Annotated in this window: 22 protein-coding genes, 1 tRNA gene and 2 pseudogenes; 12 read left to right on the top strand and 13 right to left on the bottom strand. The window is 67.8% G+C overall.

What is annotated here, in order from left to right:
- Positions 1-345: 345 nt before the first annotated feature.
- The 3 genes and pseudogenes from KME78_RS67860 to KME78_RS08155 form a co-directional block, all read left to right on the top strand.
- Positions 346-439 (top strand): annotated as a pseudogene (locus KME78_RS67860) (IS5/IS1182 family transposase); the annotation flags it as partial.
- 264 nt (positions 440-703) lie between these two features.
- Positions 704-1,210 (top strand): SigE family RNA polymerase sigma factor, encoded by a 507-nt coding sequence (locus KME78_RS08160; protein WP_219528148.1) that lies wholly within the window; start codon positions 704-706, stop codon positions 1,208-1,210.
- Positions 1,207-2,076: a hypothetical protein gene (locus tag KME78_RS08155; RefSeq protein ID WP_219528147.1), complete on the top strand. Its 870-nt coding sequence runs from the start codon at positions 1,207-1,209 to the stop codon at positions 2,074-2,076. Before KME78_RS08160 ends, KME78_RS08155 begins: the two co-directional genes overlap by 4 nt.
- A gap of 376 nt (positions 2,077-2,452) precedes the next feature.
- Here KME78_RS08155 and KME78_RS08150 read toward each other — a convergent pair whose 3' ends face one another.
- Entirely contained in the window at positions 2,453-3,400 is a 948-nt protein-coding gene (locus KME78_RS08150) for a MerR family DNA-binding transcriptional regulator (RefSeq protein WP_308126846.1), read from the bottom strand.
- A gap of 329 nt (positions 3,401-3,729) precedes the next feature.
- On the opposite strand from KME78_RS08150, the gene KME78_RS08145 reads away from it, so the two are divergent.
- The 3 genes and pseudogenes from KME78_RS08145 to KME78_RS67855 form a co-directional block, all read left to right on the top strand.
- Complete coding sequence (locus KME78_RS08145; RefSeq protein ID WP_219528146.1) at positions 3,730-4,272, top strand: hypothetical protein; 543 nt, start codon at positions 3,730-3,732, stop codon at positions 4,270-4,272.
- Positions 4,269-4,748 (top strand): site-specific integrase, encoded by a 480-nt coding sequence (locus tag KME78_RS08140; RefSeq protein ID WP_372454890.1) that lies wholly within the window; start codon positions 4,269-4,271, stop codon positions 4,746-4,748. The genes KME78_RS08145 and KME78_RS08140 overlap by 4 nt, the downstream gene beginning before the upstream one ends.
- 15 nt (positions 4,749-4,763) lie before the next feature.
- Positions 4,764-4,958 (top strand): annotated as a pseudogene (locus tag KME78_RS67855) (tyrosine-type recombinase/integrase); the annotation flags it as partial.
- Between the two features lie 57 nt (positions 4,959-5,015).
- Here the strand turns inward: KME78_RS67855 and KME78_RS08135 are convergent.
- The 3 genes from KME78_RS08135 to KME78_RS08125 all read right to left on the bottom strand — a co-directional run bounded on the left by KME78_RS08135 (position 5,016) and on the right by KME78_RS08125 (position 7,934).
- Entirely contained in the window at positions 5,016-6,086 is a 1,071-nt protein-coding gene (locus KME78_RS08135; protein WP_219528145.1) for a WD40 repeat domain-containing protein, read from the bottom strand.
- A gap of 541 nt (positions 6,087-6,627) precedes the next feature.
- Positions 6,628-6,858, bottom strand: a complete 231-nt coding sequence (locus tag KME78_RS08130) for a hypothetical protein (RefSeq protein WP_219528144.1) — start codon at positions 6,856-6,858, stop codon at positions 6,628-6,630.
- A 524-nt stretch (positions 6,859-7,382) separates the two neighbouring features.
- Complete coding sequence (locus KME78_RS08125) at positions 7,383-7,934, bottom strand: dihydrofolate reductase family protein (protein WP_219528143.1); 552 nt, start codon at positions 7,932-7,934, stop codon at positions 7,383-7,385.
- A gap of 279 nt (positions 7,935-8,213) precedes the next feature.
- Between KME78_RS08125 and KME78_RS08120 the strand changes: the two genes are divergently transcribed.
- Positions 8,214-11,009 (top strand): AfsR/SARP family transcriptional regulator, encoded by a 2,796-nt coding sequence (locus KME78_RS08120; protein WP_219528142.1) that lies wholly within the window; start codon positions 8,214-8,216, stop codon positions 11,007-11,009.
- Between the two features lie 651 nt (positions 11,010-11,660).
- Here the strand turns inward: KME78_RS08120 and KME78_RS08115 are convergent.
- The gene (locus KME78_RS08115) at positions 11,661-11,897 is read right to left on the bottom strand and encodes a hypothetical protein (RefSeq protein ID WP_219528141.1); all 237 of its coding nucleotides are present in this window, start codon (positions 11,895-11,897) and stop codon (positions 11,661-11,663) included.
- Positions 11,898-12,088: 191 nt separating this feature from the next.
- On the opposite strand from KME78_RS08115, the gene KME78_RS08110 reads away from it, so the two are divergent.
- Positions 12,089-13,453 carry a PucR family transcriptional regulator gene (locus KME78_RS08110; protein ID WP_219528140.1) on the top strand — a complete coding sequence of 455 codons (1,365 nt, stop codon included), beginning with the start codon at positions 12,089-12,091 and terminating at the stop codon, positions 13,451-13,453.
- Between the two features lie 1,018 nt (positions 13,454-14,471).
- Here KME78_RS08110 and KME78_RS08105 read toward each other — a convergent pair.
- From KME78_RS08105 to galU, 7 genes are all read right to left on the bottom strand, one after another.
- Positions 14,472-14,548: transfer RNA gene (locus tag KME78_RS08105), tRNA-Ala, on the bottom strand.
- Between the two features lie 60 nt (positions 14,549-14,608).
- Positions 14,609-15,199, bottom strand: coding sequence for a divisome protein SepX/GlpR (gene sepX / locus KME78_RS08100; RefSeq protein ID WP_219528139.1), 591 nt, complete (start codon positions 15,197-15,199; stop codon positions 14,609-14,611).
- A 124-nt stretch (positions 15,200-15,323) separates the two neighbouring features.
- The gene (locus KME78_RS08095; RefSeq protein WP_219528190.1) at positions 15,324-15,977 is read right to left on the bottom strand and encodes a GNAT family N-acetyltransferase; all 654 of its coding nucleotides are present in this window, start codon (positions 15,975-15,977) and stop codon (positions 15,324-15,326) included.
- Between the two features lie 56 nt (positions 15,978-16,033).
- Positions 16,034-16,513 (bottom strand): MogA/MoaB family molybdenum cofactor biosynthesis protein, encoded by a 480-nt coding sequence (locus tag KME78_RS08090; RefSeq protein ID WP_219528189.1) that lies wholly within the window; start codon positions 16,511-16,513, stop codon positions 16,034-16,036.
- The gene (gene moaC, locus KME78_RS08085; protein ID WP_219528138.1) at positions 16,510-16,977 is read right to left on the bottom strand and encodes a cyclic pyranopterin monophosphate synthase MoaC; all 468 of its coding nucleotides are present in this window, start codon (positions 16,975-16,977) and stop codon (positions 16,510-16,512) included. Before moaC ends, KME78_RS08090 begins: the two co-directional genes overlap by 4 nt.
- Positions 16,974-18,161: a molybdotransferase-like divisome protein Glp gene (glp, locus tag KME78_RS08080; protein WP_219528137.1), complete on the bottom strand. Its 1,188-nt coding sequence runs from the start codon at positions 18,159-18,161 to the stop codon at positions 16,974-16,976. The genes moaC and glp overlap by 4 nt, the downstream gene beginning before the upstream one ends.
- On the bottom strand, positions 18,148-19,050 hold the full coding sequence (gene galU, locus KME78_RS08075; protein WP_219528136.1) for a UTP--glucose-1-phosphate uridylyltransferase GalU: 903 nt from the start codon (positions 19,048-19,050) through the stop codon (positions 18,148-18,150). The genes glp and galU overlap by 14 nt, the downstream gene beginning before the upstream one ends.
- A gap of 33 nt (positions 19,051-19,083) precedes the next feature.
- On the opposite strand from galU, the gene KME78_RS08070 reads away from it, so the two are divergent.
- The 3 genes from KME78_RS08070 (at position 19,084) to KME78_RS08060 (ending at position 21,569) form a co-directional block, all read left to right on the top strand.
- Entirely contained in the window at positions 19,084-19,644 is a 561-nt protein-coding gene (locus KME78_RS08070) for a 5-formyltetrahydrofolate cyclo-ligase (RefSeq protein ID WP_219528188.1), read from the top strand.
- 24 nt (positions 19,645-19,668) lie between these two features.
- On the top strand, positions 19,669-21,174 hold the full coding sequence (locus KME78_RS08065; protein WP_219528135.1) for a potassium/proton antiporter: 1,506 nt from the start codon (positions 19,669-19,671) through the stop codon (positions 21,172-21,174).
- Between the two features lie 68 nt (positions 21,175-21,242).
- The gene (locus KME78_RS08060; protein WP_219528134.1) at positions 21,243-21,569 is read left to right on the top strand and encodes an FmdB family zinc ribbon protein; all 327 of its coding nucleotides are present in this window, start codon (positions 21,243-21,245) and stop codon (positions 21,567-21,569) included.
- Positions 21,570-21,599: 30 nt separating this feature from the next.
- On the opposite strand, the gene KME78_RS08055 is transcribed toward KME78_RS08060, so the two are convergent.
- Complete coding sequence (locus KME78_RS08055; protein WP_219528133.1) at positions 21,600-23,603, bottom strand: DHA2 family efflux MFS transporter permease subunit; 2,004 nt, start codon at positions 23,601-23,603, stop codon at positions 21,600-21,602.
- A 109-nt stretch (positions 23,604-23,712) separates the two neighbouring features.
- On the opposite strand from KME78_RS08055, the gene KME78_RS08050 reads away from it, so the two are divergent.
- Positions 23,713-24,519: an S-methyl-5'-thioadenosine phosphorylase gene (locus KME78_RS08050; protein ID WP_219528132.1), complete on the top strand. Its 807-nt coding sequence runs from the start codon at positions 23,713-23,715 to the stop codon at positions 24,517-24,519.
- The last annotated feature ends 499 nt before the right edge of the window (positions 24,520-25,018 follow it).

The following is a 25,018-nucleotide window of genomic DNA, read 5'->3' as shown; positions in this document are numbered from 1 at the left end:
GGTTGTCGGCCTCGGCCGACATCAACGCTTCGGCCATGGTCTTCACCATGGATCGCAACATGTCGGGGTCGTCGGTCTCGATCTGCCGTGCCAGCCACTGCGCGGGCGTCACACTGTTGTCTGCGGCATCGCCGGATCTCCTTCGATCTTGATCTTGCTACTCGAAGGATCACGCGATGGCCGTCGTCATTTCACGACGCCACGCTTATGGCCAGGCCAAACTCGTACACCACTCCCGTGGACGCAACCAGTACGGAACACCCCCCGCCTGAGCGGAAGACGTACCCCTCGGTTTGCCACTCAGAGCTCATACCTTCCCTCTTCTGGATCCGGTGCCCGATCGTCCAGCTCACCCTGGAAATCGTCAAGCGCAGCGACGACGTCAGCGGCTTCGTGGTCCTTCCTCGCAGGTGGGTGGTGGAGAGAACACTCTCGTGGATTTCCCAGCGCAGGCGGTGCGTACGTGACCATGAACGGTTATCCGAACGCCACGAGGCCATGGTCCCGTGGGCGATGATCATTCTCATGGGACGACGGCTCGCGCGATCCGCCTCTCCCCCGCAGCCCTGACGATCATTTTGTACACGGGCACTTACTGACCGCCGCCTCCAGGGCATCGGCGGCGCCCTGCGGTGCCGGCTGACTCGCACCATAGATCCGTCAGCCCTCCTACATCTAATGGTGCGAGACACGAGGAGAGCCCTTGCACCCTGACCATCAGCGCGACTTCACCGAGTTCGTCGCCAGCCGATCCGACAGCTTGATCAGGCTCGCCTACGTCCTGACCAACGACCAGCACGCCGCCGAGGACCTGCTGCAGACGGCGCTGGCCAAGACAGCCGCCCACTGGCGGCGTATCCGAGACAACCCGGAGGCGTACGTGCGCCGGGTCATTTACCACGAACAGGTCGGACGATGGCGCAGCCCGCGCTGGGGTCGTGAACGCGTGCTCGAAGCGCTTCCCGATCACGGCGTGGCCGACCACACCTCCGAGGTGGAGACCCGCATCACGCTGGCCAAGGCGTTACGGGTCCTGCCCGCGCGCAAACGAGCGGTGCTGGTGCTGCGCTATTACGAAGACCTCTCGGAGTCCGAGGTCGCCAAGGTCATGGGCTGCTCGGTGGGCACCGTACGCAGCCAAACCCATCAAGCCGTCGCCCGCCTGCGCAAGCTGGTCGGCGAGACCGTCATCCTGGAGGGCCTGCAGTGACCATCGACGAACGGCGGATCGCCGAAGAGCTGCGCCTGATGGCCGGCGAAGCCACCCCCGTGGACCCGCTGGCTTATGCCACGCGGACTCTCGCCCGGCGCCGGCGCCGGGCGTGGTCGGTCGCCGGGCTCACGGCGGTGGCCGCCACGGTGGCCGCCACGGTAATCGCGGCGGTGGTCCTGCCCTCCTCGAACACCCCCGGACCGGACGCCGCGGCCCGTGTGGCGGCTCTGCCGGACAACACCCCCGAGCAGTTGCAGCTCGTACGCACGTGCATGCCCCAGGGCGGGCCCGTCCACAACATGGACGGGAACCGGCGGATCGCCGAGCACGGGGCGGCTGACGACTTCCGAGTGCTGGTGGAGTCCCGAGACACGGGCGGAACCACTGCCCTGGTGGGCAGTGACGCCGGTTTCGTGCTCTGCACGCCGACCGATCAGAAGGACATGGCGGAGCGCGCGGTCTTCACCTACTGGGGGTTCAAGCCGCCCGGGGATCTAGCCGGGTTCTCCGGTGATCTTCAGGTGGACGCGTACACCAGCCACACGCATTCGTACACCGTCGGCAAGCAGCAGATCCAGAAGGACGACGTGTACCGGGTCGTCACCGGGCGGGCCAGCGACGCCGTGCGGCGGGTCGAGGTCGACTGGGCGGACGGGCGGCGTACGTCGGCGCAGATCGCCAACGGGTTCTTCATCGTACGGATCATCGGGAAGCTGGTGCGCGACCCCGAAGACCCTAAGAATGAGGAAGCCACGATCCTGGACTCGCCGCCCGTCACGGTGACGGCGTACGGGACCGACGGGAAGGTGCTGCGGCAGGAGAAGGACGTCGCCTTCGGGCCGCTGGGGCGCGGCAGCGACTGACGGCATCAGGCAGCCGCTGGAGCCGCGAGGGCGGCGGCTGCCAACCTCAGGGCCCGTACGACGCCCTCCACCGCCGTCCTGGGCTCATGAGTGACCAGGGCGTACCCATGGCTCCCACCGACTCCCAGGCAAGGGAAAAGGGGCTCCGGATCAACTCCGAAACCCCTTGTCACCTGCAACATCCTGGTGGGGTGTTCACGAGTGCGCCTGACCTGCGGCCGAAAAACATCCCAAAGATCGCTTCCCGGGTAGCGAGTGATCGTTTCCCGGTTTCGCCACGTTGTGTGCCTCTTTTGTCCGCCGAGATCTGTTCAGGCGCCTGCAGTCATAGCCTGCGCATGCCATAGGGACCACACGCGGCCATTCCTCGCCTTAGCTATTCAAGATCGACGATCATGTGTCCCCACTTCTCCGGCTCTCGACGGCCGTACTCGACAAGGAGTTCCAGAACTCGCCGCTGGCCAGGGCTCACGTCCGCCAACATCATCTGCCCGAACCGTGCCCTGGAGGCGACGGTAGCCATCTGATCCGCCGAGGGCTCGGCGGGGACATGCGTGGGCAGCAAGCCCGGCAGCATCGCGTAAAGCTCGCGCGCGATCTCTTCGATACGGGGATCGTTTGCTTCGGCGTCCACCAGCACGGCCAGCTTGAAGCTCCAGTCCCGCCACGGCGATTCCTGCCCGAAGCCGGAGAGATAGTCCACATCCTCCGGCAACGCCACCTCCGCCGCTCGGAGGATATCGATGTCGTGCTGGGACAGATCGAGACCACGGATGGCCGCGGCGAGGTCTGGGGACAGCGTCGGATCGTGCCCGTGTTCCAGGAGGTGCGCAATCGCGACACGGCGGCGCTGGATTTCGGACTCGTCGGCGGCCAGCGTGGTATCCAACTCGATCAGCATTTCCCGGATATCGACCCCGCCCGTGTCCGCCAGGGCGTCGGCGACCTCGCTGAGAGCAAGGCCAAGTGCGGTGAGCTTGCGAATCTGGAGCAGGCAACTCAACGCGCTCATGCCATAGCTCCGATAGCCACCGGAAGTGCGCTGCGGCTCGGGAAGCAGCCCGATCCGGTGGTAATGGCGTATGGTCTGCGTGGTCACGCCTGCCAGCTTGGCAAGTTCGCCTATCTGCATCATGGCGACCAGTAAAGTGCCTGTCCTTGCAACAAGGTCAAGCCTGCCGAGCGTGCCCAGGCCGGCGGCTCGAGCACTTCGGCAGCGGCGGGGATCGGAACCGCCTGGAGTCCCCGCGAACTGCACTCGTTCGCCTCCATCATGAGTGACCAGGGCGTGCCCATCGAGACCATCGCCGATCTCGTCGGGCACGCGGGCACGCGGGCACCAGCGTCACGGAAGCGGTCTACCGGCACCAGCTCAGACCGGTGATCACCGAAGGTGCCCAAACGATGAACACCATCTTCGGCGACAGCCGACACGGGTAGAGAGTCCGAGTGAGATGGCTCCCCGATTGGCTCCCATCGACTCCCAGACAAGCGAAAAGGGGCTCCGGATCAACTCCGAAACCCCTTGTCACCTGCAACATCCTGCTGGGGTGTTCACGAGTGGCCTTGACCTGCCGATGAACCAGTGGGTGGTTGCTCGCTTCCCGGGCTGGGAGTGATCGTTTCCCGACAGAAAGCTGTACGGTGCTCACCGTGGCTCATCCGAACACACTTCTCAGCCTCATTCGCCGTACTCCAGCGGCCGCTGAGTTGCTGGTATGGCCGTTCGACTTCGATGTCTCGCGCACCGAGCACCTGGAGGTGGTGAGGCTGGAGTCGGGCGACGCCCTTGAGGCGGTCGCCGGTGATGGCGCGGGCGGGACGTTCTTCCTCTGCGGGGAAGCGGCAGGGGAACGGCCTGTGCTGTATGCCGACTCCGAGGGCCAAGCGGGTTTGATCGGCTCTGATCTGATAGACGTGATCCAGTTGATTGTGAGGGTTCCCTACTGGAGGGATTGCCTGGGCTATGTCTCCGTGGGGCTGGAGGCCATGCGATCAGTGATCCCGGAAGGAGAGCGTGAGTATCACAGCGATGATATCGATCTTGATGCCTGCCGGGCGTCGTTGGCCGGTCTGCTCACGCTGGACCTGCCGTCGGCGGCGGACGTGCTGGGCCGGCTCCTGGACACGGTGACACGACCCGGATTCGTACTGCTCAACGAATGGGGGGACGCCTTCCAGCCGATCGCTCGGTGATTCTTGGCGCGTCTTGGGGCCTGCGCAGCGTCGTGTTCCTCTGCGAGATCCCCAAGGGCAAGGGCGGCCGCCCGTCCAAGTCCCTGACGCTCGACCAGGCCGAGGCCGTGCTCAAGGCATCCGAAGGCACGGCCCTGCACGCCTACGTCGTCCTGTCGCTGCTCCTGGGCGCTCGTACCGAGGAACTACGCGCGCTCACCTGGTTCGATGTCAACGTGGACAGCGCACCACCGTCCATCATGGTCTGGCGCTCCGTCCGAGAGGGCGGCGACACCAAGACCAAGAAGTCCCGCCGCACCCTGGCCATGCCGAAGCGTTGCGTGGACGTCCTCAAGCTCCACCGCGAACGCCAGGCCATAGCCAAGAAGGCGGCAGGCGATCGCTGGCGGGACAACGACCTCGTGTTCGCCTGCAAGGCCGGCACCGAGTTGGACTCGCACAACGCCCGCCGCTCGTTCCGGGCAGTTCTCAAGTAGGCCGGCCTCGACCCGAAGGAATGGACACCTCGCGAGATGAGGCACAGCTTCGTCTCGCTGCTCTCTGACTCCGGCATGCCTATCGAGGCCATCTCACGCCTGGTCGGCCACCGCAACACCAGCGTCACCGAGACCGTATACCGGAAGCAACTCCGACCCGTAATGCTGGAGGGTGCCGAGACAATGGATCAGATCTTTCCGGATAGCTAACCCATAAATGCATCCACGATGCGCGGATACCCGAGGCGCGTCCCTGGCGACACTGGCTCATTGTGTGTGGCCACTCAGGTCCCGCATTCGCACGTCGCCGTCACCGTCTCCGGTGACGGCGACCACTCTTCCATCCACATGTCCGATCGCCACGTCCCCAACCCAGTTGGTGTATCTCATTCGTCCGCCCAGCGGTTCGTGCGTACTGAGATCCCAAACCTGCACGGCACCCCCGCCGTCTTCGTCGTAACCACCACCGGCGAGGACGACTGGTCGGCCGTTTACCTCTCCAACCACCACTGTCCTGACCCCATAGGTGAGACCTGTCGGTATCGGTACACCGATGAGTTGGTGGGTGGTTAAGTCCCACACTCGCATGTTGTCGTCGTCGCTGGAGATGGCCACCTGTCTGCCGTCCACCCGCCCGAGCGCGACATCCCCGACACCGGTACCGCTGACCATCGGATCGCCCATCTGCTTGCGGGTGGCCAGATCCCATATGCGTGTCGTACCGTCAACGCTGCCGGTGATGGCAACTGCTCGGCCGTTCACCTCTCCAAGCGCCACGGTCAAGACGAGGTCGGTGTGTCCGACCATCGGTTCGCCGAAAGGCTTATGCGTCGCCAGGTCCCACACCCGCACAGGTAACTTGTGGGTGGCGTCGCCCCAGCCTCCCGCAGCGACGACGACGGCTCGGCCGTTCACCTCCCCGACCGCCACCGCATCGACGCGGTCGGTGTTACTGAGCCTTATCGGTTCGCCCACGAGTTCGCGTGTAGTCAGATCCCAAATCCGTACAGCGTCGTCGTAGCCGCCTGTGACAGCTACCGGCCGGCCGGCCACTTCCCCGAGCGCCAGCGTTACAACACCGACCGGGTGAGCGACAATCGGTTCGCCGATGGGATCGCCTGTGGTCAGGTCCCACACCCGTAAGGTGGTGTCGTCGTAGCCACTACCAGCGCTTACGGCGACCGGTCGGCCTTCCAGTTCCCCTACCGCCATCGCCCCGACAGGGTCGTCGTGATGCCCCAGCAGATCCGAGGAAGGCCACACAGCGACGGCTAACGCTCCCACAAGTGCCAGCGCGACAATCCACGCGAGGCTTCGACGAAAGAATGATGGCCGCATCGATACAGCTGACGTACCCACGCTCCTACTGACAGGGACCGTGTAGCCATCAGCCCGGGGGCCTATGGGGCCGGGCCAAGTAGACGGGACAGATGGGTCGTCCACCAGGGGATCACTCGCGCCCTGCCTGGCCGAACCATGTCCGGACGCGCCGGGATCACCCATGTCCAGCCGCACCAGATCAGACACCGCTCACCGTCCTTGTGGCCGGCTCTTACCTCGGGGCGGCCGGAGGAGTCATGCGATCACAGATGGCCGAGAGTAATGGGAGTGGTCCCAGTGCGCTAGATCATGCGAGCGGCTCGAACGCTCCGGGGCTGAGCTTGAAGAAACGATCAGAACCGTAGCCACTCAGTTAGTCACCCAGCAACCCGGAAGGCCGCCTCCCACTATCGGGAAGCGGCCTTCGACCTGGGTGGGGTGTTCACGAGTAGCTCCTGCCTGCGGCAGAGAGGGCACTGCCTCGATCGCTTCCCGGATCGCGTTTGATCGTTTCCCGGACCTATTGGTCGGTGGTGAAGTCGCGGTGGAGATCTTGGAGTCAGACGGTGAGCAGGAAGGTCAAGGCGTAGAGCGCCAGGCACGAAGCAACAGCCAAGATGAGCAGTTTCCGGGGGATGCGCGGCATGGCCAACCAGGCCGCGGTCGGATACGCGATCATCCCGCTGAAAATGATGAGGGCGAAGGCCTCGGCGAACGATACGGGCAGCAACGCTTCAGCAACCTGCCAGATCGCCGTCAGGAATAAGGCGGCCAGGATTGCACGGGCCAAGAGGGCCGTACTCGTAGGAGATGCAGCAGCGGCCAGGCGAGCACGATCGCAACCCAACGCTCGACCTCCCACGCCTGGACAAGGTAGCCAACGCATCCGGTGTATTCGCCACATTGGGAGGAGTTGGGAAAGAGCCTGGTCATCAAGGCCGCCCACGCCGGGAGGGCAACAGGAAGGATGATGCCGACCATGCCCGTCAAGACGATTCGCCGACCGGGCTTTTCCTGCGAGGAGGATGCATCCGGCTGCAGTGCGATACCCGCGCATGTGACACACAGGACGGTACCTGGCTATGGCGAGGTTGCTTTGCGGGGCGATGTTGCAGATCTGACGATTCAGGCGATCCCCTACAGGGATGATCTACACCAAACGACCCTTCAAGATCTACGGGACTGCGCCCTGGTGGGACTGATGGGACGAATATGGGTAATGGCGGCTCAGGGATAGCTGGAATACCGGCCGCCGAATACCTCATGCAGGGTCCGCGGTAGCACGTCCCGGCTGGTCGGCGCTAGTCGATCGGCTCAGCGACGGACACGGTAGCGGATGTGGGTGGCCTCCGGCGTATCGATCACCCGGACGATCTCCAACTCGATCTCCGACGGCAAGACATCGAACAGCCGCCGGCCACGACCGAGCAGCACCGGGATCAGATGGATCTGCACCTCGTCCAGCACCCCAGCCTCGAGCGCCCGTTGCCCCGTGTACGCGCCACGCACCTGCACGTCCCGGTCCCCGGCGGCAGCCTTCGCCTGCGCCATCGCGCTTTCGATCCCGTCGGTCACGTACGTCACCAACGGATAGCCCCAGCGAGCGGCCGGGCCGGGCGGCCGGTGGCTGGGTACGAAGATCGGGAGACCGTTGTGATCCCCACCCCAATGATCCATGAGCTCGGCAGTCCGCCGTCCCGCGAGGACCGCACCAGCAGCCTTCCATTCGTCCTGGAATTGCCCGACCGGCACGGACGGCTGGCCGGACTCCCCCTTCACGTCCGCCCACTTGTGCAACCGCTCGCCGTCGTCGCCGCCGAGGAAATCGTCGGTATCGGCGATGTACCCGTCGAGGGACACTGACATGTCGAGCACTGATATGGACACTTCGGTCTCCTGTGGTCTCGATCCAAACTGGTTTCGGCGAAAGCGGCTGCCCGGCCCCCAGGCTCATGAGCCTGACCCGAGCGGCGGGGCCGACGAGCCCGTCCAGCGACATGCCTCATAACGAAGATCACATGCCGACGGGGCCCCTCGGTGGATCACGCTCGCGCGAGATGATCGCCAGTTTGGCGGACCCCGGGTGGCAAAGTGGTGTCAGTCCGGTGGCACTCACCGTAGGACCCGGGCGGGCGAGAGGGGGTGATGCGCGTGCTGGCCGTCGAGTTGCTCGGGCCGCTGCGCGTTTCCGTGGCCGGGAGGCCGGTCGAACTGCCCCCGGGGCGGCAGCGCGTGTTGATGGCGGTGCTGGCGATGTCAGCGGGCCGTACCGTCCCGACGGACAGGCTGGCGACCGCGGTGTGGGGCACCGATCCGCGCGGCGACCCGCGGGTCAACCTCCGTACCACCGTCAAGCGCGTACGCCGCGCCCTGGGAACCGTCGAGCTGATCGTGTCTCGGTCGGGCGGCTACCTGCTGGCGGCCGAGCCGGACCAGGTCGACGCCCTGTTCTTCGGCCTCCTGCTCGATGGGGCCGCGGCGGCGCCGGACCCGGCGGCCGAGCGGTCCCGGCTGGCCGAGGCGCTGGCGCTGTGGCGCGGCACCCCCTTCGACGGGATCCGATCGGACTGGCTGGAGCACTTCGTGGCCCCGGCGCTGCAGGATCGGTACCTGACCGCGCTGGAGCGCCGGGTCGACCTGGACCTGGCACACGGAGCGCAGCCGGACCCGGCCCAACTGGCCAAGGCCGCCGAGCGGCATCCGCTGCGGGAATCGCTGTGGGCGCGGCTGCTGCGGGTGCTGGAGTCGGCCGGTCGTCCTGCCGAGGCGCTGGAGCGGTACGAGACGATCCGGCGCCGGCTCGCCGAGGAGCTCGGCGCCGATCCCAGCCCTGAGCTGCGGCAGGTTCATGCCGATCTGCTCGTCGTCGGCGCCCCGGCGGCCGGGCGCGCGGTGCCCAGGCAGTTGCCCGCCACCGTCAACGGGTTTGCCGGGCGGGAGACCGAGCTGGTGGCGCTGGACGCGCTGCTCGTCCCGCCGGACGAGATCCGGCCGGACGAGACGAGGTCCCGGTCGCCGCTGATCACGGTGATCTCCGGCACGGCCGGCGTCGGGAAGACCACACTCGCGGTGCACTGGGCGCACCGGGTCGCCGGGCGCTTCCCGGACGGCCAGCTCTACGTCAACCTGCGCGGATACGACCCCTCGGGGGAGGCCGTACGACCGGCGGCGGCCATTCGCGAGTTCCTCGGCGCGCTGGAAGTGCCGCCGCACCGGGTCCCGGACGGCCTGGACGCGCAAGCCGGGCTCTACCGCAGCCTGCTGGCCGGACGGCGCATGCTGGTGCTACTCGACAACGCCCGCGACGCCGACCAGGTCGCCCCACTGCTGCCCGGAGCGCCTGGCTGCCTGGTGGTGGTCACCAGCCGGGATCATCTCACCAGGCTGGTCATGACGTACGGTGCGCATCCGCTCCCCATCGGCCTGCTGCCGCCGGACGAGGCAAAGCGGCTGCTGGCCGCCCGGCTCGGCCAGGACAGGATGGCTGCCCAGCCCGCCGCCGTCGAAGAGATCGTCCACCGCTGCGCCGGGCTACCGCTGGCGCTGGCGATCGTCGCCGCCCGCGCCGCGATCCATCCCACGCATCCGCTCGGCACGCTCGCCGCCGAGCTCCGGGACGCCCTCGGCGCGCTGGACCGTGCCGTCAACGTACGGGCGATCTTCTCGTGGTCGTACGAGTCGCTCGGCAACGAGGCGGCGGCGCGGCTGTTCCGGCTGGTCGCCGGGCTACATCCCGGCCCGGACAGCACGGTCACCGCCGCCGCCAGCCTGGCGGGCGTCCCGGTCCCCCAGGTACGGGCGCCGCTGGCCGAGCTGACCCGCGCCAACCTGCTCACCGAACACGCCCCGGGCCGCTACTCCTGCCACGACCTGCTACGCGCCTACGCCTCCGAACTCTGCCAAGCCCGCGACCCGGACCGAGACGCCGCTCGGCGCCGCATCGTGGACCACTACGTCCATACCGCGTACGCCGCCCAGCGGCTGCTTGGCGGCGACATGGAGGGGGACGTCGAGACCGTCGCCTCCGCCGCGCCGGGCCCGGGCGTCTGCGTCACCGACCTCGCCGGACGCGACGCGACGATGGCCTGGTTCGCGGCCGAGCGTCCTGCCCTGCTCGCCGCCCTGGAGCTCGCCGCCGATCTGGGCCTCGACCGGCAGGTCTGCTACCTGGCGCGGGCGTTGTTCGTTTTCCTGCATGGGCAGGGCTTCTGGCACGACCGGGCCGAGACCCAGCAGGCCGCTGTGGCCGCCGCCCGGCGGCTGGACGACCCGGTGGAAGAGTCTCGCGCGTACCGCAACCTGGCCTTCGCGCTGGCCGACCTTGGCCGCTTCGACGATGCCCACCGCAACCTCGACGCCGCCCTGGAACGAGCACATGACGACCCCGCAGGTCAGGCGTGGACGCACTACCACCGCGACATCGTGTACGCACTCCAGGGCCGGGAGGCCGACGCGCTCGACGCCGCCCGCCGCGCCCACGACCTGTTCGACCAGCTGGGCGACCAGGTCGGCCGGGCCATCGCGCTCACCGACCTCGGCTTTCACCACGGCCGCCTGGGAAATCACGCCCAGGCCCTTGAGTTGTGCGAGCAGGCCCTGATCCTGCACCAGAAGCTCGGCAACCGTCCCCACGAGGCCCATACCTGGTCGTGCCTGGCCGACACCCGCCTCCAACTGGGCGATCCGGCCGGGGCCGTCCCCTGCTACCGCCGAGCCCTGGACCTGTTCCGGGAATTCGGCGATCCATACGCCGAGGCCAGCACCCTCGCCCACCTTGGCGCCTGCCATTACCTCGCCGGAGACCACGCGGCCGCCCACGAGCAGTGGCGCCACGCCCACACCCTCCTCGGCGACCACGACCCCTCCACCACCAACCAGATCCACACCCAGCTGGCGATCATCGACAAGTCCACCGCCGACGCCTTCCGTCGCCGACGCTGACTCGGCGAACGGCGCTGCAGGTCGGCCTGCTCCTCGGCGGGCCGGCGACTATAGGGAAGTGTCCAGGAGTGCCAGAGCTCGAGGGGCTCAAGGCGGCGAGGCATGGCAAGATCACAACTTGGTGTTCTTGAACCAGCGTCGGAACCCAACTGGACTGCGCCAACGTGCGGCGAGCGTTCCGCAAGATCACCAAGGCGGCGGGGCTCCCATCGACTTCCAGACATGAGAAAAGGGCCTCCGAATTACTCCGAAGACCCTTCTCACCTGCAACTTCCTGGTCCAGCCGTTTCAAGAACGGCCCTGGGTGGGGCGTTCACGGGTAGGCGTGACCTGGCCGGACTGGGGACCTTGGAAGATCGCTTCCCAACACGACGGTGATCGCTTCCCGAAAGACTCATACGGTGAATGTTCACCCAGCCCCTAGCGATCTTCGGTCGCACCGCGTTCCCCGAGGTGGAAAACTTCATGCGTGTGGCGGAGGAGGGGCGCCCGCGTCGCCCGGAGGCGACCACGGCCGGGGGACGATCCTCGTACCCGCGTGCGGCCCGGTCCGCTCGCAGAGCGGGCCACGGTCGCCGCCTCTGGGCAAGCCCGCGCCCTGGGTCGTGGTGCCGGACTGGACGGTAGCGCGCGCGTCGCCCTATCGGAGGGCTAGCTCCCCGCAGGCGGCCGTCCTGATGTGTCGCTGCCGTCATCGTCCCACTGTGGGTCGTCGATGACGACGCACGGGCCGACATCGCCGGGGATCAGGAGCGTGGCGAGCTTCCAGAACACCTTTCCGGTTACGGGGGGCTCCTTCTCATCGTCCTGTTCGCCGGAGAACTCCAACACCAATGTCTTGTCCTCGTCGATGAGCCGAGGCTTGATATCCAGCCCGCCCTCCCGCATGGTGACGAGCCCGTCCGGAGCCAGGACGCTCTTTCCTCTGTTCTTCTCGCACTGCTTGCCGGACTCGAGGTACGTGATGTCCGCTCTGACGCCCGCCGCCCGCAGGTCCCGCTCCAGCCGGTCGGCGTCCTTGAACTCACGAGGCGCAGCAACTCGTTGAATCGGCGGCCGAGGCGGGGTACGCCTGCCTGGTGGTGAAGAGTTTCGGCGAGCCGGTCACCGAGCTGGTGGAAGCCGCGCAGCGGTCCGGCATCGTGCTGCTCGCCGCCGATGAGGCCGTAGCCTGGCACCACCTGGACGCCATGATCTCCTCGGCCCTCGCGTCCCCGGTGCGCTTCGCGCAGGCCGGAGGCGCCCCGGCCATCGGCGATCTGTTCGCCTTGGCCAACGCGATCGCGGGGATGGTAGGAGGTGCCACCGTGATCGAGGATCCGCACCGGCGCATCCTCGCGTACTCGACTTTGCCCGGCCAGGCCATCGACGAGGGCCGCCGCCAGGGCATTCTCGGCCTCCATGTGCCCGATGGCCCGGAATACGACGAGCAGTACCGCACGCTCGCCCAAGCGGTGCGCACCTGCCGGTTCCCGGCCGTTCACGGCGGTCTTCCCCGTCTCGGTGTCGCGGTCCGCGCGGGAGGCGAGCAACTGGGTTCGATCTGGGTCGTCGATACCGAGGACCGCCTGGACTCCGCTGCGGAACAGACCCTTTGCGATGTGGTGGACATCGTCTCGCTGCACCTGCTTGCGGCCCGCACCGCGGTCGATGCCGTCCGGCGCAGGCGCGCCGACCTTCTGCGGCGGCTGCTCACCGACCCGAGCAGTGTCACCACGGTGGCCCCACAGCTCGGCCTGGACCCGAACCTGCCCGTCGCGGTGGCCGCGTTCGCCGTCGCCTCGAGCAAGGCCGACGACGTCCTCGTGGCACACGCGGCCACCCGGCTCGCCGACCTGGTGAGCCTGCACTGCGAGGCCCACTACGGCAGGCACGGCTGCGCGTTGATCGATGGAACGGTCTATGCGCTGCTGCCGAGCGGGCCTTCGCCGAACGCGCACCGCGAACTCGTGGCCGACATCGCCCGGCGAGCCCACGGTGCGCTGCAGGTGCCCGTCCAGGCCGGACTCGGCTCGCTTGTCCAGGGGTTGCACTCGATCGCGAGCTCACGCGCCGACGCGGATCTCGTCTTGCGCGCGCTCACCGACCAGCTGGGTGACCCGGAACCATGCCAGGTGGCCACGATCGACGAGGTGTGGGCCGGTGCGACGCTGTTCGCGCTGGCCCGGATACTGGCCGCGCACGAGGCGCTGCCCCGCAGGCTCGGGCCGGCGGTCCGCGCCCACGATCTCGAGCACGACACCACCTATGCGCCCACCATCCTCGCCTACCTTGACGCCAACAGCGATATCGCGGCCGCCTCCAATCGGCTGTCCGTGCACCCGAACACCGTCCGGTACCGGCTTGTCCGCGCCCAGGAGATCTTCGGGTTCGACCTCTCCGACCCGGACCAGCGTCTGGTGCTGTGGCTGCGGTTGCGGCTCGGTGACCAGCTCGGCTGGTGAGCCTTCTTGTTCGGCAGCGTGGGGGATCTGAAGACCGCGCAGGAGCGGCGTTGAAGGCCGAGTGCTCCTATCGAGAGCCTCATCTCATGCCGAACCCGCCCGCGGGCACCCCTGCCGAGCTGCGCCCTCAGGTCGGCAAAGCCTCAGAACTCATCCATGTGGCGGGCCAATGTTCTGGCCGTGCTCCCTTTCCCACTTCCAGCGGTTGGGGTGCTCCCACATGTGCTTGAGATTATGCTTGAGATGTTCCTTAAAGCGGTGCCATCTCCCCTTGTCGTTCTCCTTGTGCCACCACTTCATGTAGCACTTCGCGCTGTGACACTTCGGTGGCGGATCCGCCAGCTGAGGGCTGTTCGGGCCGCTGGTCACGAACGTGGTCGCGGTAGCCGACGGTGATATTGAGGCGGCGACGGGAGGTGCGGGCGCTGTCAGGGCTCCAGCTGCGATGACGCCTGAAACGGCACCGAGCGCGAGCCTGCGCATGGGGCCGATCTTGCGCATATGTCTTCATCTTCTTCCGGCAGAGCTCAGCCTTTTCCGGCCGACCTGCAGATGCTCGGACAGCCGGTAGCGCGGTCGTCGGCTGATGTGACCGCGTACGCGCGGCGCGATTTGATCGCATCTTGTACGCGGAGATCCTGTCTTGTCCTCTCACACGTACCTTGTGGGAACATAACCAGCATCAGGCAACCTGGGCTACCCCCGCATGTCAAAAATCCCGGCATGTTTCGCTCACCGCTCACGGGCCGCAGCAGGCCACCACCTGCCCCATAACCCGCACTTCAGATCACCGTGTCGCATCACCCAGCCCGGAGCAGGCATCGCCATGCCCAGCGACGCGAACTCCGACCTCCACCAGTGCCCTGACACCACCCGGGCCTCCCCGGACACCTGCTCCGCGACCCCCAAACCAGGACGAACCCGATTCAGAAACCCCTGAAACGACAAGATCCCGCCTGATCGCGATGATCAGACGGGATCCCGTCAACTTCAGTCCAGCCGTTTCAGGAACGGCCCCTGGTGGAGATGAGGGGATTCGAACCCCTGACCCCTTCGATGCGAACGAAGTGCGCTACCGGACTGCGCTACATCCCCGTGGACTCGACCAGATTAGCAAACTCCAGGCAGTCCTCGCGCCATCCATTCACGCCCCGCTCAGTCCCCAACCGCCCGCCGGGGCGGCTCCGCGTACTGATCGAACAGCACATCCCCCTGCCGGGCCGCGAGGTCGATGATCTCGGCCTGGGCTTGTTCGGCTGCCAGCTCCGCCACCCGTCGCTGCTCGCGCAGTCGTCGGGCGCGGTCCGCGCGGGCCTGGAGTACGCGATCGCGCCGTTCGCGGTCGACCTGCACCGCGATCCGAAGGAACGTCATGTAGGCCAGCATGATGACCCCGGCGGGCGCCACGCTCCACCAGGGGATCACCTTGACCGCGGCGGTGACCACCGAGGCGATCACCAGCAGGGCGGTGAAGAAGAGGAGCCGCCGGCGCCGGGCCACGATGATCGCGCGACGCCTGGCCCGGAACTGCCGTGGATCGACCCGCTCGAACTCCGGCGCGTCCTCGTCGCTCTGCTCCTCCGGATCGGCGGGCTGCTGCGAGAGGTCCGGCAGCTGGTGTTCGCCGGTGTAGTACTCCTCGAGCTCGACCAGCTCGGCGAGGTTCGTCTTGTCCCTGCGCAACCACATCGGGACCAGGACACACAGCCACATGACGACGATGGCCAGGTAGAGGAGGATGCTCACGGCGACCTCCGGGCAGCACAAAGACGCCTGTGTGCTGCTGGCGTCTTCGATGTGCTCACGTCACGCACCGTAAGACCGCGTGTCACTAATTGACGAGCATTCGGTGCGGTGTGTCGCGAGATCGTCAAACCTCTTCTACTGGAGACCCACCATGAGCAGCTGCCTCACGCGCGCGACGCCACTGTACGAGCAGCCCGCCGGGTGCGTCCTCAACGGTCAACGCGTAGCAAATGTGGTCGCGCCAGGCTCCATCGATGTGAAGTTGACGACGCCGAATGCCTTCTTCCCGGAATCCGAGCTTCTCAACCACCCTGCGGCTGGCTTGATTCTCGGGGCGGATGTTCGCCTCCAGCCGGTGCAGGCCGGTGGTGAAGAAGCAGTGGTCGACGGCCATCGCGAGTGCGGTCGGGGTGATGCCCTGGCCGGCCAGCGCGCCGTCGATCCAGTAGCCCACCTGTGCGGAGCGGGCCGAGCCCCAGACGATCGCCCCGATGGTGAGCTGTCCCGCGAAGCGGCCACCGTACGTGACGACCCAGGGCAGCGCGAGGCCCTGCCTGGCTTCGCGGCGCAGGGTGCCGACCATGGAGATGTACGGGCCGAGACCCGTTCTGAACAGGGGAGTCTCCGGATTACTGGGCTCCCAGGGACGCAGCCATTCGGCGTTGCGCAACCGCGTCTCTCGCCACACACGTACGTCGGCCAGCCGCAGCGGTCGCAGGCCTACCGGGCCTTCGTTGAGAACCGCCGGCCAGCCACGAAGTCGATCCACATCTCTCATCATCCCCCTATCGGGCACGATGTCGCCACGGATCAGTCGTGGTGACTCTCCGCACGCTAAGAGCGCGGGTGATCGCCGCCCCGAATCTGGTCGACCGCGTGCTGGAGGACGGGAGCCAGTACGGCCACGCCATCCCGTACGCCCCCGGAGGATCCGGGCAGATTGACGATCAACGTGTCACCGGCCTGGCCCGCGAGACCACGGGACAGGATCGAGGTGGGGACTTTGTCGCGGTTCGCCTGCCGGATGGCCTCCGCGATCCCGGGAACCTCGCGGGTGATCACCCGGGCCGTCATCTCCGGCGTCAGATCGGTCGGTGTCAGCCCGGTCCCCCCGGTCGTCACGATCACCGCGTACCCCTCTGAAACGCCGTCACGGAGCGCGGCCTCGACCGGCTCCCCATCGGGCACCACGACGGGCCCCTCCACGGCGCACCCGGCCGCCGAAAGCAACGAAACCAGGAGCGGTCCTGATTTATCGGCGTAAATCCCGGCTGATGCGCGGTTGGACACGGTCACCACGAGCGCGCGGATCACCGCGTCCACAACCCGGTCTTGCCGCCCACCTTCTCCTCCACCCGCACATCGGTGATCACCGCGGCGGGATCGACCGCCTTGACCATGTCGATCAACGCGAGCGCCGCCACGGACACCGCCGTCAACGCCTCCATCTCGACGCCGGTACGGTCAGCCGTCTTCACCCGGCAGGTGATGGCGACCCCCCAATCCTCGACATCGAGCGACACCTTGACGCCGTGCAACGCGATCGGATGGCAGAGCGGGATCAGGTCGGGCGTCCGTTTGGCGCCCATGATGCCGGCGATCCTCGCCACCCCGAGCGCGTCGCCCTTGGGCACCTCACCCGATCGCAGCAGCTCCACCACTGCGGACGACAGCAGCACCCGCCCGGTGGCCGTGGCCGAACGCGCCCCGACCTCCTTGCCGGACACGTCGACCATGCGCGCGGCGCCGGTCTCGTCGAGATGGGTGAACTCGCTCAAAGCCGGATCACCTCCACAACAGCCCCGGAAGGCACCTCGGTCACGTCCTCCGGTACGACGATCAGCGCGTTGGCCGAGGCCAGGGCGGCCAACTGGTGTGAGCCCTGCCCGCGCACCGGCGACACCGTCCCGTCGGACGACAGCACGCCGCGCAGGAACGACCGCCGCCCCGCCGGTGACCGCAACGGCGCGGCGGCCTGGGCGGACAACGTTTCCGGCGATCCCGCGGGCAGTCCGCGCATCTTCGCCAGCGCCGGCCGTACGAAGAGCATGAACGAGACGAACGACGAGACCGGATTGCCGGGCAGCGCGAAGATCGGCACCTGGTCCTCGCCCACGACGCCGAAGCCCTGCGGCATGCCGGGCTGCATCGCGACCTTCTCGAAGTCGACCGTGCCGAGCGGCGTGAGCGCCTCCTTGACCGGCTCGTAGGCGCCCATCGAGACGCCGCCGCTGGTGACGATCGCGTCGGCGCGTACGAGCTGCGCGTCGAGCTGGTCGAGGAAGGCGGCGGGATCGTCGCCGACGGTGGGCGCGCGGAAGCCCTCGGCTCCGGACTCGCGTACGGCGGCGGTCAGGGTCACGCTGTTGGAATCCCAGATCTGTCCCGGCCCTAGGGGCAGGCCGGGTTCGACGAGTTCGGCGCCGGTCGAGAGCACCACGACGCGCGGGCGCGGACGTGCCAGGACGCGGCGGCGGCCCACTCCGGCGATGATGCCGAGCTGCGCGGGCCCGATGACCGTGCCCGGTTTGAGGACGACTTCACCGGCTTGTACGTCTTCGCCCGCCCGGCGGATGGCGTTGCCGGCGACGGGGGCGCGGTCGATCGTGACGGAGACGGTCCCGCCGTTCGTCCACTCCACCGGCACCACGGCGTCGGCGCCGGCGGGCAGGGGCGCCCCTGTCATGATGCGTACGGCATGTCCGGGACCGACCGCCCGCAGCTCACTCGAACCGGCGGCCACGTCGTCGATCACCGCCAGCGTGACCGGGACATCGACGACATCACGCGCCCGTACGGCATAGCCATCCATGGCCGAGTTGTCGAACGGCGGCTGCGGCACCGGCGAGGAGACCTCCTCGGCCAGCGTCGTGCCCAGGGCCTGTTCCAGGTCGAGTTCGAGTGGAGCGAGTGGACGCACGGTGGCCAGGATCTGGGCCAGATGCGCGTCAACTGATTTCATCGAGGAACTCCCGCAGCCACGGCACGAACTCGGGCGCCAGATCGGGCCGGTCGGCCGCGAACTTCACGACCGTACGCAGATAGTCGAGTTTGTCGCCGGTGTCGTAGCGGCGGCCGCGGAACAGCACGCCATGGACCGGCCCGCCCTCCTCGGAACCACGCGCGGCGAGCGTGCGGAGCGCGTCGGTGAGCTGGATCTCGTCGCCGCGGCCCGGCGGGGTGTTCTCGAGGACCTCGAAGACGGCCGGGTCGATCACGTAGCGGCCGATGATCGCCCAGTTGGAGGGCGCCTCGTCCACCGGCGGCTTCTCGACGAGGTCGGTCACCCGTACGACGTCATCCTCGGAGGTGGGCTCGATCGTGGCCACGCCGTACAGCGAGACCTGCTCCTTGGGCACCTCCATCAGCGCGATCACGCTGCCGCCATAGGTGTGGCGCACCTGGATCATGCGGTCGAGCAGCTTGTCACGGTAGTCGATGAGGTCGTCGCCGAGCAGGCAGGCGAACGGGTTGTCGCCGACGTGCTGCTTGGCGCAGAGCACCGCGTGCCCGAGCCCCTTGGGCTCGCCCTGCCGTACGTAATGCAGGGTCGCGAGGGAGGCCGGGTCGCGGACCTGGGACAGCCGATGTTCGTCGCCCTTCGCCTCCAGCACCTCCTCCAGCTCGAAGGCACGGTCGAAGTGGTCCTCGATCGAGCGTTTGTTCTTGCCGGTGACCATGAGGAGGTCGAGGAGCCCGGCGGAGGCCGCCTCCTCGACGACATACTGGATCGCGGGCTTGTCGACGATGGGCAACATCTCCTTGGGTGTCGCCTTCGTCGCCGGAAGGAATCGGGTGCCCAGACCTGCGGCGGGCACGACGGCTTTCGTCACAGGGTCGAAGTCAGCCATGAGTAGACCCTAGTGGAGGTATCTGTGGACAAGATGAAACTGCGCCGCGAGCTGCTCACGGCACGTGGGAATCTCTCCCCGGAGCAATTGCGGGTAAACGCCGTGAAGGTTCGCGAAACGCTGCTCGATCAGCCGTGGGCGCAGATGGCCGGCCTGGTGGCCTGCTACTGGTCCACGGGGGCGGAGCCGGAGACGCACGGGCTGGTGTTCGCGCTGTGGAAGCACGGCGCGACCGTGATCCTGCCCGTGCTGCGGGAGAACGACGACCTCGACTGGGCGGTTTACGACGGTCCCGACACGCTGGCGCCCGGCCGTTTCGGCATCATGGAGCCGGTCGACACCCGGCGTGGCGTCGACGCGATCCGCACGGCCGCCCTCGTGATCGTCCCCGCGCTCGCCGTGGACAGGAAGTCAGGGGTACGGCTCGGCCGCGGCGGCGGCTCGTACGACCGCGCCCTGGCCAGGGTGGGACCGAACGTCCCCACGGTCGCCCTCCTCCATGATGGCGAGCTGATCGACGACGTCCCCGCCGAACCGCACGATCAACGGGTCCGCTGGGCGGTGACACCCAGAGAACTCACTAGGCTTATGTGAACGAAACACACAGGAGGGGGCCAGATGACACTCGATGTCTGGCTTCTTCTGGGTGCCGCCATCGTCATCGCGGCCATCGCCTCCGTCCGCATCGCCCATCGCACCGGCCTGCCCAGCCTTCTGCTGTTCCTCGGTCTGGGTCTGGTCCTGGGCGATTCCGGGGTCGGCATCCTGTTCAACAACCCGGAGCTGGCCCAGCAGATCGGCCTGAGCGCGCTGGCGGTGATCCTGGCTGAAGGTGGTCTGACCACCAACTGGAGCCATGTGCGCCGCTCGGTGCCGCTGGCCCTGATCCTGGCCACCCTGGGTGTGGCGGTCAGCATCGTGGTGGTGGCGCTGGCCGTACAAGGGCTGCTGGGGCTCGATCAGAACGCCGCGCTGATCCTCGGCGCGGTGCTGGCCTCCACCGACGCCGCCGCCGTGTTCTCGGTGCTGCGGCGGCTGCCGCTGCCATCGCGCCTGTCCGGCGTGCTGGAGGCGGAGTCGGGTTTCAACGACGCGCCCACGGTGATCGCGGTCATGCTGCTGAGCAGCGCCACGCACTCGTCGCCGACGGTCGGCTCGTTCCTGCTGCGGACCGGGAGCGAGCTGCTCATCGGCGCGGCGGTCGGCCTGGCCATCGGGCCCGCCGGCGCGTACGCCCTGCGCCGCGTCGCCCTGCCCGCCTCGGGCCTGTACCCGATCGCGGTCCTGGCGCTGACCTTCGTCTCGTACGGCGGCGCGGTGCTGCTGCACGGCTCGGGCTTCCTGGCCGTGTACCTGACGGCGCTGATCCTGGGCAATTCGCGGCTGCCGCACCGGGCGGCGACCAGGGGCTTCGCGGAAGGGGCCGCCTGGCTGGCGCAGATCGGGCTGTTCGTGATGCTCGGACTGCTGGCCAGCCCCAAGGAGCTGCCGTCGGCGATCGTGCCGGGCCTCATCGCGGGAACGGTCCTGGTGCTCCTGGCCAGGCCGCTTTCGGTGATGATCAGTGCGCAGGCGGCCTGGCTGCTGCGCCTCGGCCGGACGAACTGGCGCGAACAGACCTTCCTGTCCTGGGCCGGCCTGCGGGGAGCGGTCCCCATCGTGCTGGCGACCATCCCATGGGCGGCCGGCGTCGAGGGCTCGAAGGAGATCTTCAACGAGGTCTTCGTGATCGTGATGGTGTTCACGCTGGTGCAGGGACCGACGCTGCCGTTCGTGGCCCGGCTCCTCGGCGTGGCCACCCCCGGAGAGGCGCACGACCTGGAGGTGGAGTCGGCACCGCTGGAAGAGCTGAAGGCCGACCTGCTGCAGATCAAGGTGCCACCCAGCTCCAAGCTGCACGGCGTCGAGATCTTCGAACTACGACTGCCGGCCGGCGCCGCCGTCACCCTGATCGTCCGCGACGGCAAATCGTTCGTCCCCGCGGGCACCACCCGGGTCAGGGCCGACGACCAGCTCCTCGTGGTCGCCACGGCAGCCTGCCGCGACGAGGTCGAACGCCGCATGCGGGCCGTCAGCCGCCGGGGCAAGCTGGCTGGTTGGTACGGAGAACGCGGTTCGGAATAGACGTTTGACCCAATCGGTTACCATTAGCAGTCGCATCGCTCGAGTGCCAGAACTTGAAGGAGGAGCGCGTGCCGACCTACCAGTACGCCTGCAACGACTGCGGTGACCAGCTCGAGGTCGTTCAGAAATTTACCGACGATGCGCTGACCGTGTGCCCGGCCTGCCAGGGGAACCTTCGTAAGGTGTTCTCCGCCGTCGGGATCGTGTTCAAGGGTTCGGGCTTCTACCGCACGGACAACCGGGCCTCGTCGACCGCCTCTTCTTCGTCGTCTTCGTCCAACGGGAAGTCGGGCGAGAGCAAGTCCGCCGACTCGAAGCCGTCCGAGTCCGCCAAGTCGTCCGACTCGAAGTCGACGACGTCACCCGCCCCTGCGGCCGCATCCGCCACCCCGTAGCGCTGGTGGCCCCCGCAGCCTTATTCGCCGTCAGGCCCTACCCTGCGGCGCTCTGCGCTGCCCTGTCTCTCGCGGGCAGTCGCTGTTGGCGCCCAGCAGGGCCGAGGCGACTCGTTCGACGAGTCGCTCCAGCTGAGGGTTTGGGCCCCAGTCTGCGACGAGCCTGCTCAAGCCCTCGGACGAGCACCGCAACATCCTCAGCGCGGCCCGCTGCCCCGCCTCCGTCAGCCGAAGCGAATCCCCGTCCGGCGACCGTTCGACCAGGCCGCGGGCTGTCAGCTGGTCAGCGTAGGGGCGGCCCTGCTCCCTGCTGACGTTCGCCCGCTCCGCCAGGTCTGCGGCCTTGACCCAGCCCTCCCCGCCGAGCCGCGCCACGATCCAGACGCCTTGTGGCGGAATGTCGGTCAATCCGGCCAAGTCGCCCAACCGGTGGTAGAACCCTCTGCGCAGGTCGGCGTCCGCCAGTCGTACGAGACCTCTCTCGACCTCCGCCAGCGACGACCGCTCCGCCGAGGTGGCCCCCATGACCTCGCCCAGGTCGGTCGCCTTGGTCGTCTGCCTGAGGCGTTGCTGTGGAATCAGCCAGCTGATCAGGAAGGCCACGAACATCACCGGCGCCGCCACCCGGAAGACGGCGGCGATCGCGTCGGCGTACACATGCAGGAAGTCAGCCACGAGCGCCGGCGGCAACCGCTGAATGGTCGTGGGATCCTGCTGGACGCGCGCCGGATCGAAGCCCGCCGGCAACCGGGTCGTGGCCAGCAGCGCCCGCAGGTCGGAGTCGAGCCGCGCGGTGAAGACCGAGCCGAGCGTGGCGACGCCGAACGACCCGCCGATCATCCGGAAGAACGTGGCGCCCGAGGTGGCCACGCCGAGATCCTTGAAGTGCACCGCGTTCTGCACGATGATCACCAGCACCTGCATGGTCATCCCCAGCCCCACACCCAGGACCAGCAGGAACAGCCCCAGCCTCAGCAGGGTGGTGTGCTCGGTCAGCGTGGAGAGCAGAAACAACCCCACCGTGGCGACGCCCGAGCCCGCGATCGGCAGGAAGCGGTATTTGCCGGTCCTGGCGATGAGCTGACCGCTCACGATGGACATCGTGAACATCCCAGCCATCATCGGCAGCAGATAGACCCCGGACAGAGTCGCACTCACCCCGTGAACCACCTGCAAATACAGCGGCAGGTAGATGAGCGCCCCGAACATCCCGAACCCCACCACGAACGCGACGAGCGACGACATCGAGAACGCCCTGAGCCCGAACAACCCGAGCGGCAGCACCGGCTCCGCCGCTCGTCGCTCGGCGAACCACCACCCGGCCAGCAGGGCGATGGCCGCCACTCCGAGCCCGATGATCACCGGGTCGGCCCACGGATAGATGGTGCCGCCCCAGGTGGCGATCAGGACCAGGCACGACGTGGCACCGCCGAGCAGCACGATGCCCAGATAGTCGATCTTGTGTTTGGTCCGCGTACTGTCTCCGGGCAGCACGGTCGCGATCACGAACAGCGCGACCGCCCCGAGGGGCAGGTTGATGTAGAAGACCCAGTGCCAGCTGAGATGATCGACGAACAGGCCGCCGAGCAGCGGCCCCACGATGCTGGAGAGCGCGAAGACCCCGCCGAAGAACCCCTGATATTTCCCCCTGTCGCGGGGCGAGACGACATCGCCGACGATCGCCTGGGCCAGCACCATGAGGCCGCCGCCGCCCAGACCCTGGATCGAGCGGAACAGGATGAGCTCGCCCATGTTCTGGCTCAGGCCGCAGAGCGCCGATCCGATGAGAAAGATGACAATCGCCGCGAGGAACAGCCTTTTACGGCCGAACTGATCGCCCAGCTTGCCCCAGAGCGGCGTGGAGACCGTCGAAGCGAGCAGGTAGCCGGTCACCACCCACGAAAGCTGCTCCAGGCCGCCGAGGTCACTGACGATCCGCGGCAGGGCGGTGGACACGATCGTCTGGTCGAGCGCCGCCAGCAGCATGCCGAGCATGAGCGCGACGATGATCAGCCCGAGGCCCCTTTGCCGCATGCGAAGATACTACTCTTCGCACACGTGTGCTAACGCAGTGAAGCAAGTTATCCACAGAACGCCATTCAGGCCCTGCTCCCCTTCGATCGATGCCGCTAATCTCGGCGCCATGGTCACTCGTGCAGACATCGGCGTTATCGGCGGTTCGGGCTTTTACTCCCTGCTCGACAACGCGGAGGAGATAGAGGTCACCACCCCATACGGGCCACCCAGCGACGTGGTCACGGTCGGGCGCATCGGCACCCGCACCGTGGCGTTCATCCCCAGACACGGACGGGATCACCGCTTCCCGCCCCATCGCATCCCCTACCGGGCCAACCTCTGGGCACTGCGCTCACTCGGCGTCCGCCAGGTGCTCGCGCCCAGCGCCGTGGGCTCGCTCCGCCTCGAGCACGGACCGGGGGCGATCGTGATCCCCGATCAGCTCGTCGACCGTACGTCAGGACGAGTCCAGACCTACTACGACATCGACGGCGCGGTCCACGTGTCGTTCGCCGACCCCTACTGCCCTTCGGGCCGCTCCGTGGCCGTGACGGCCGCACAGGCGGGCGGCTGGGACACGGTCGACGGCGGCACCCTCGTGGTGATCGAGGGCCCCCGCTTCTCCAGCCGGGCGGAGTCACGATGGTTCGCGGGCAACGGATGGACGATCGTCGGCATGACCGGCTTCCCGGAGGCCGTGCTGGCCCGCGAGCTGGCGCTCTGCTACACGTCGCTGTCCCTGGTGACCGACCACGACGCCGGGGTCGAGGCCGGGGAGGGCGTGACGCACGAGGAGGTGATGGAGTTCTTCGCGCGGAATGTGGCGCGGATGCGGACTCTGGTCGCCGACGCTGTGCAGGCGCTGCCGGGGGAGCGAACGTGCGCGTGCGGGTCGGCACTCGACGGCATCAAGCTCCCGTTCGAGCTGCCGTGAGCGGGAACGGCGCGAGCGCCGCCGAGACCAACGGGAGCGTCCCCTTCGGGGGAGGTAGCGCGACCGGGAGCAGTCCAGACGCCAGCCGCACCATCAGGAGCCAGCCCCACAGCAGCGGGCGCCTCACGAGCGTGACCAGGGACGGCACGAACATGACCGGAGCATCGTGGACGTGAATGGGAGCTCCTCGGCCGGAGCCGGGTGGACGCGGCTCGCGCGTCGCCACCAACCGCCCGGACAGCCCGGACGGCCTGGACCGCCTGGACGGCCCGGCTGGCTCGGCCCGCTTGGGCGGCTCGGGCGTCGTCGCCGGCTTGTCGCCGCAGCTGTCGCAGGCGCCGGCGTCCTATCCGCATATATCGCCCTACGCCCCACCCACACCCCCTCAGTCCTGGTCGCGACCCACGACCTCTCCCCCGGCGTCCTCAAGCCCGGCGACCTCCGCCCAGCCGCCCTCAACCCACCCCCATCCGGCGCGGTCCGTTCGGGCGCAGTCGGC

Source organism: Nonomuraea guangzhouensis (assembly GCF_019396345.1).
GTDB lineage: Bacteria > Actinomycetota > Actinomycetes > Streptosporangiales > Streptosporangiaceae > Nonomuraea > Nonomuraea guangzhouensis.
The sequence above is the reverse complement of the archived record's forward strand: the minus strand, read 5'-3'. Positions and strand labels throughout refer to the sequence as shown.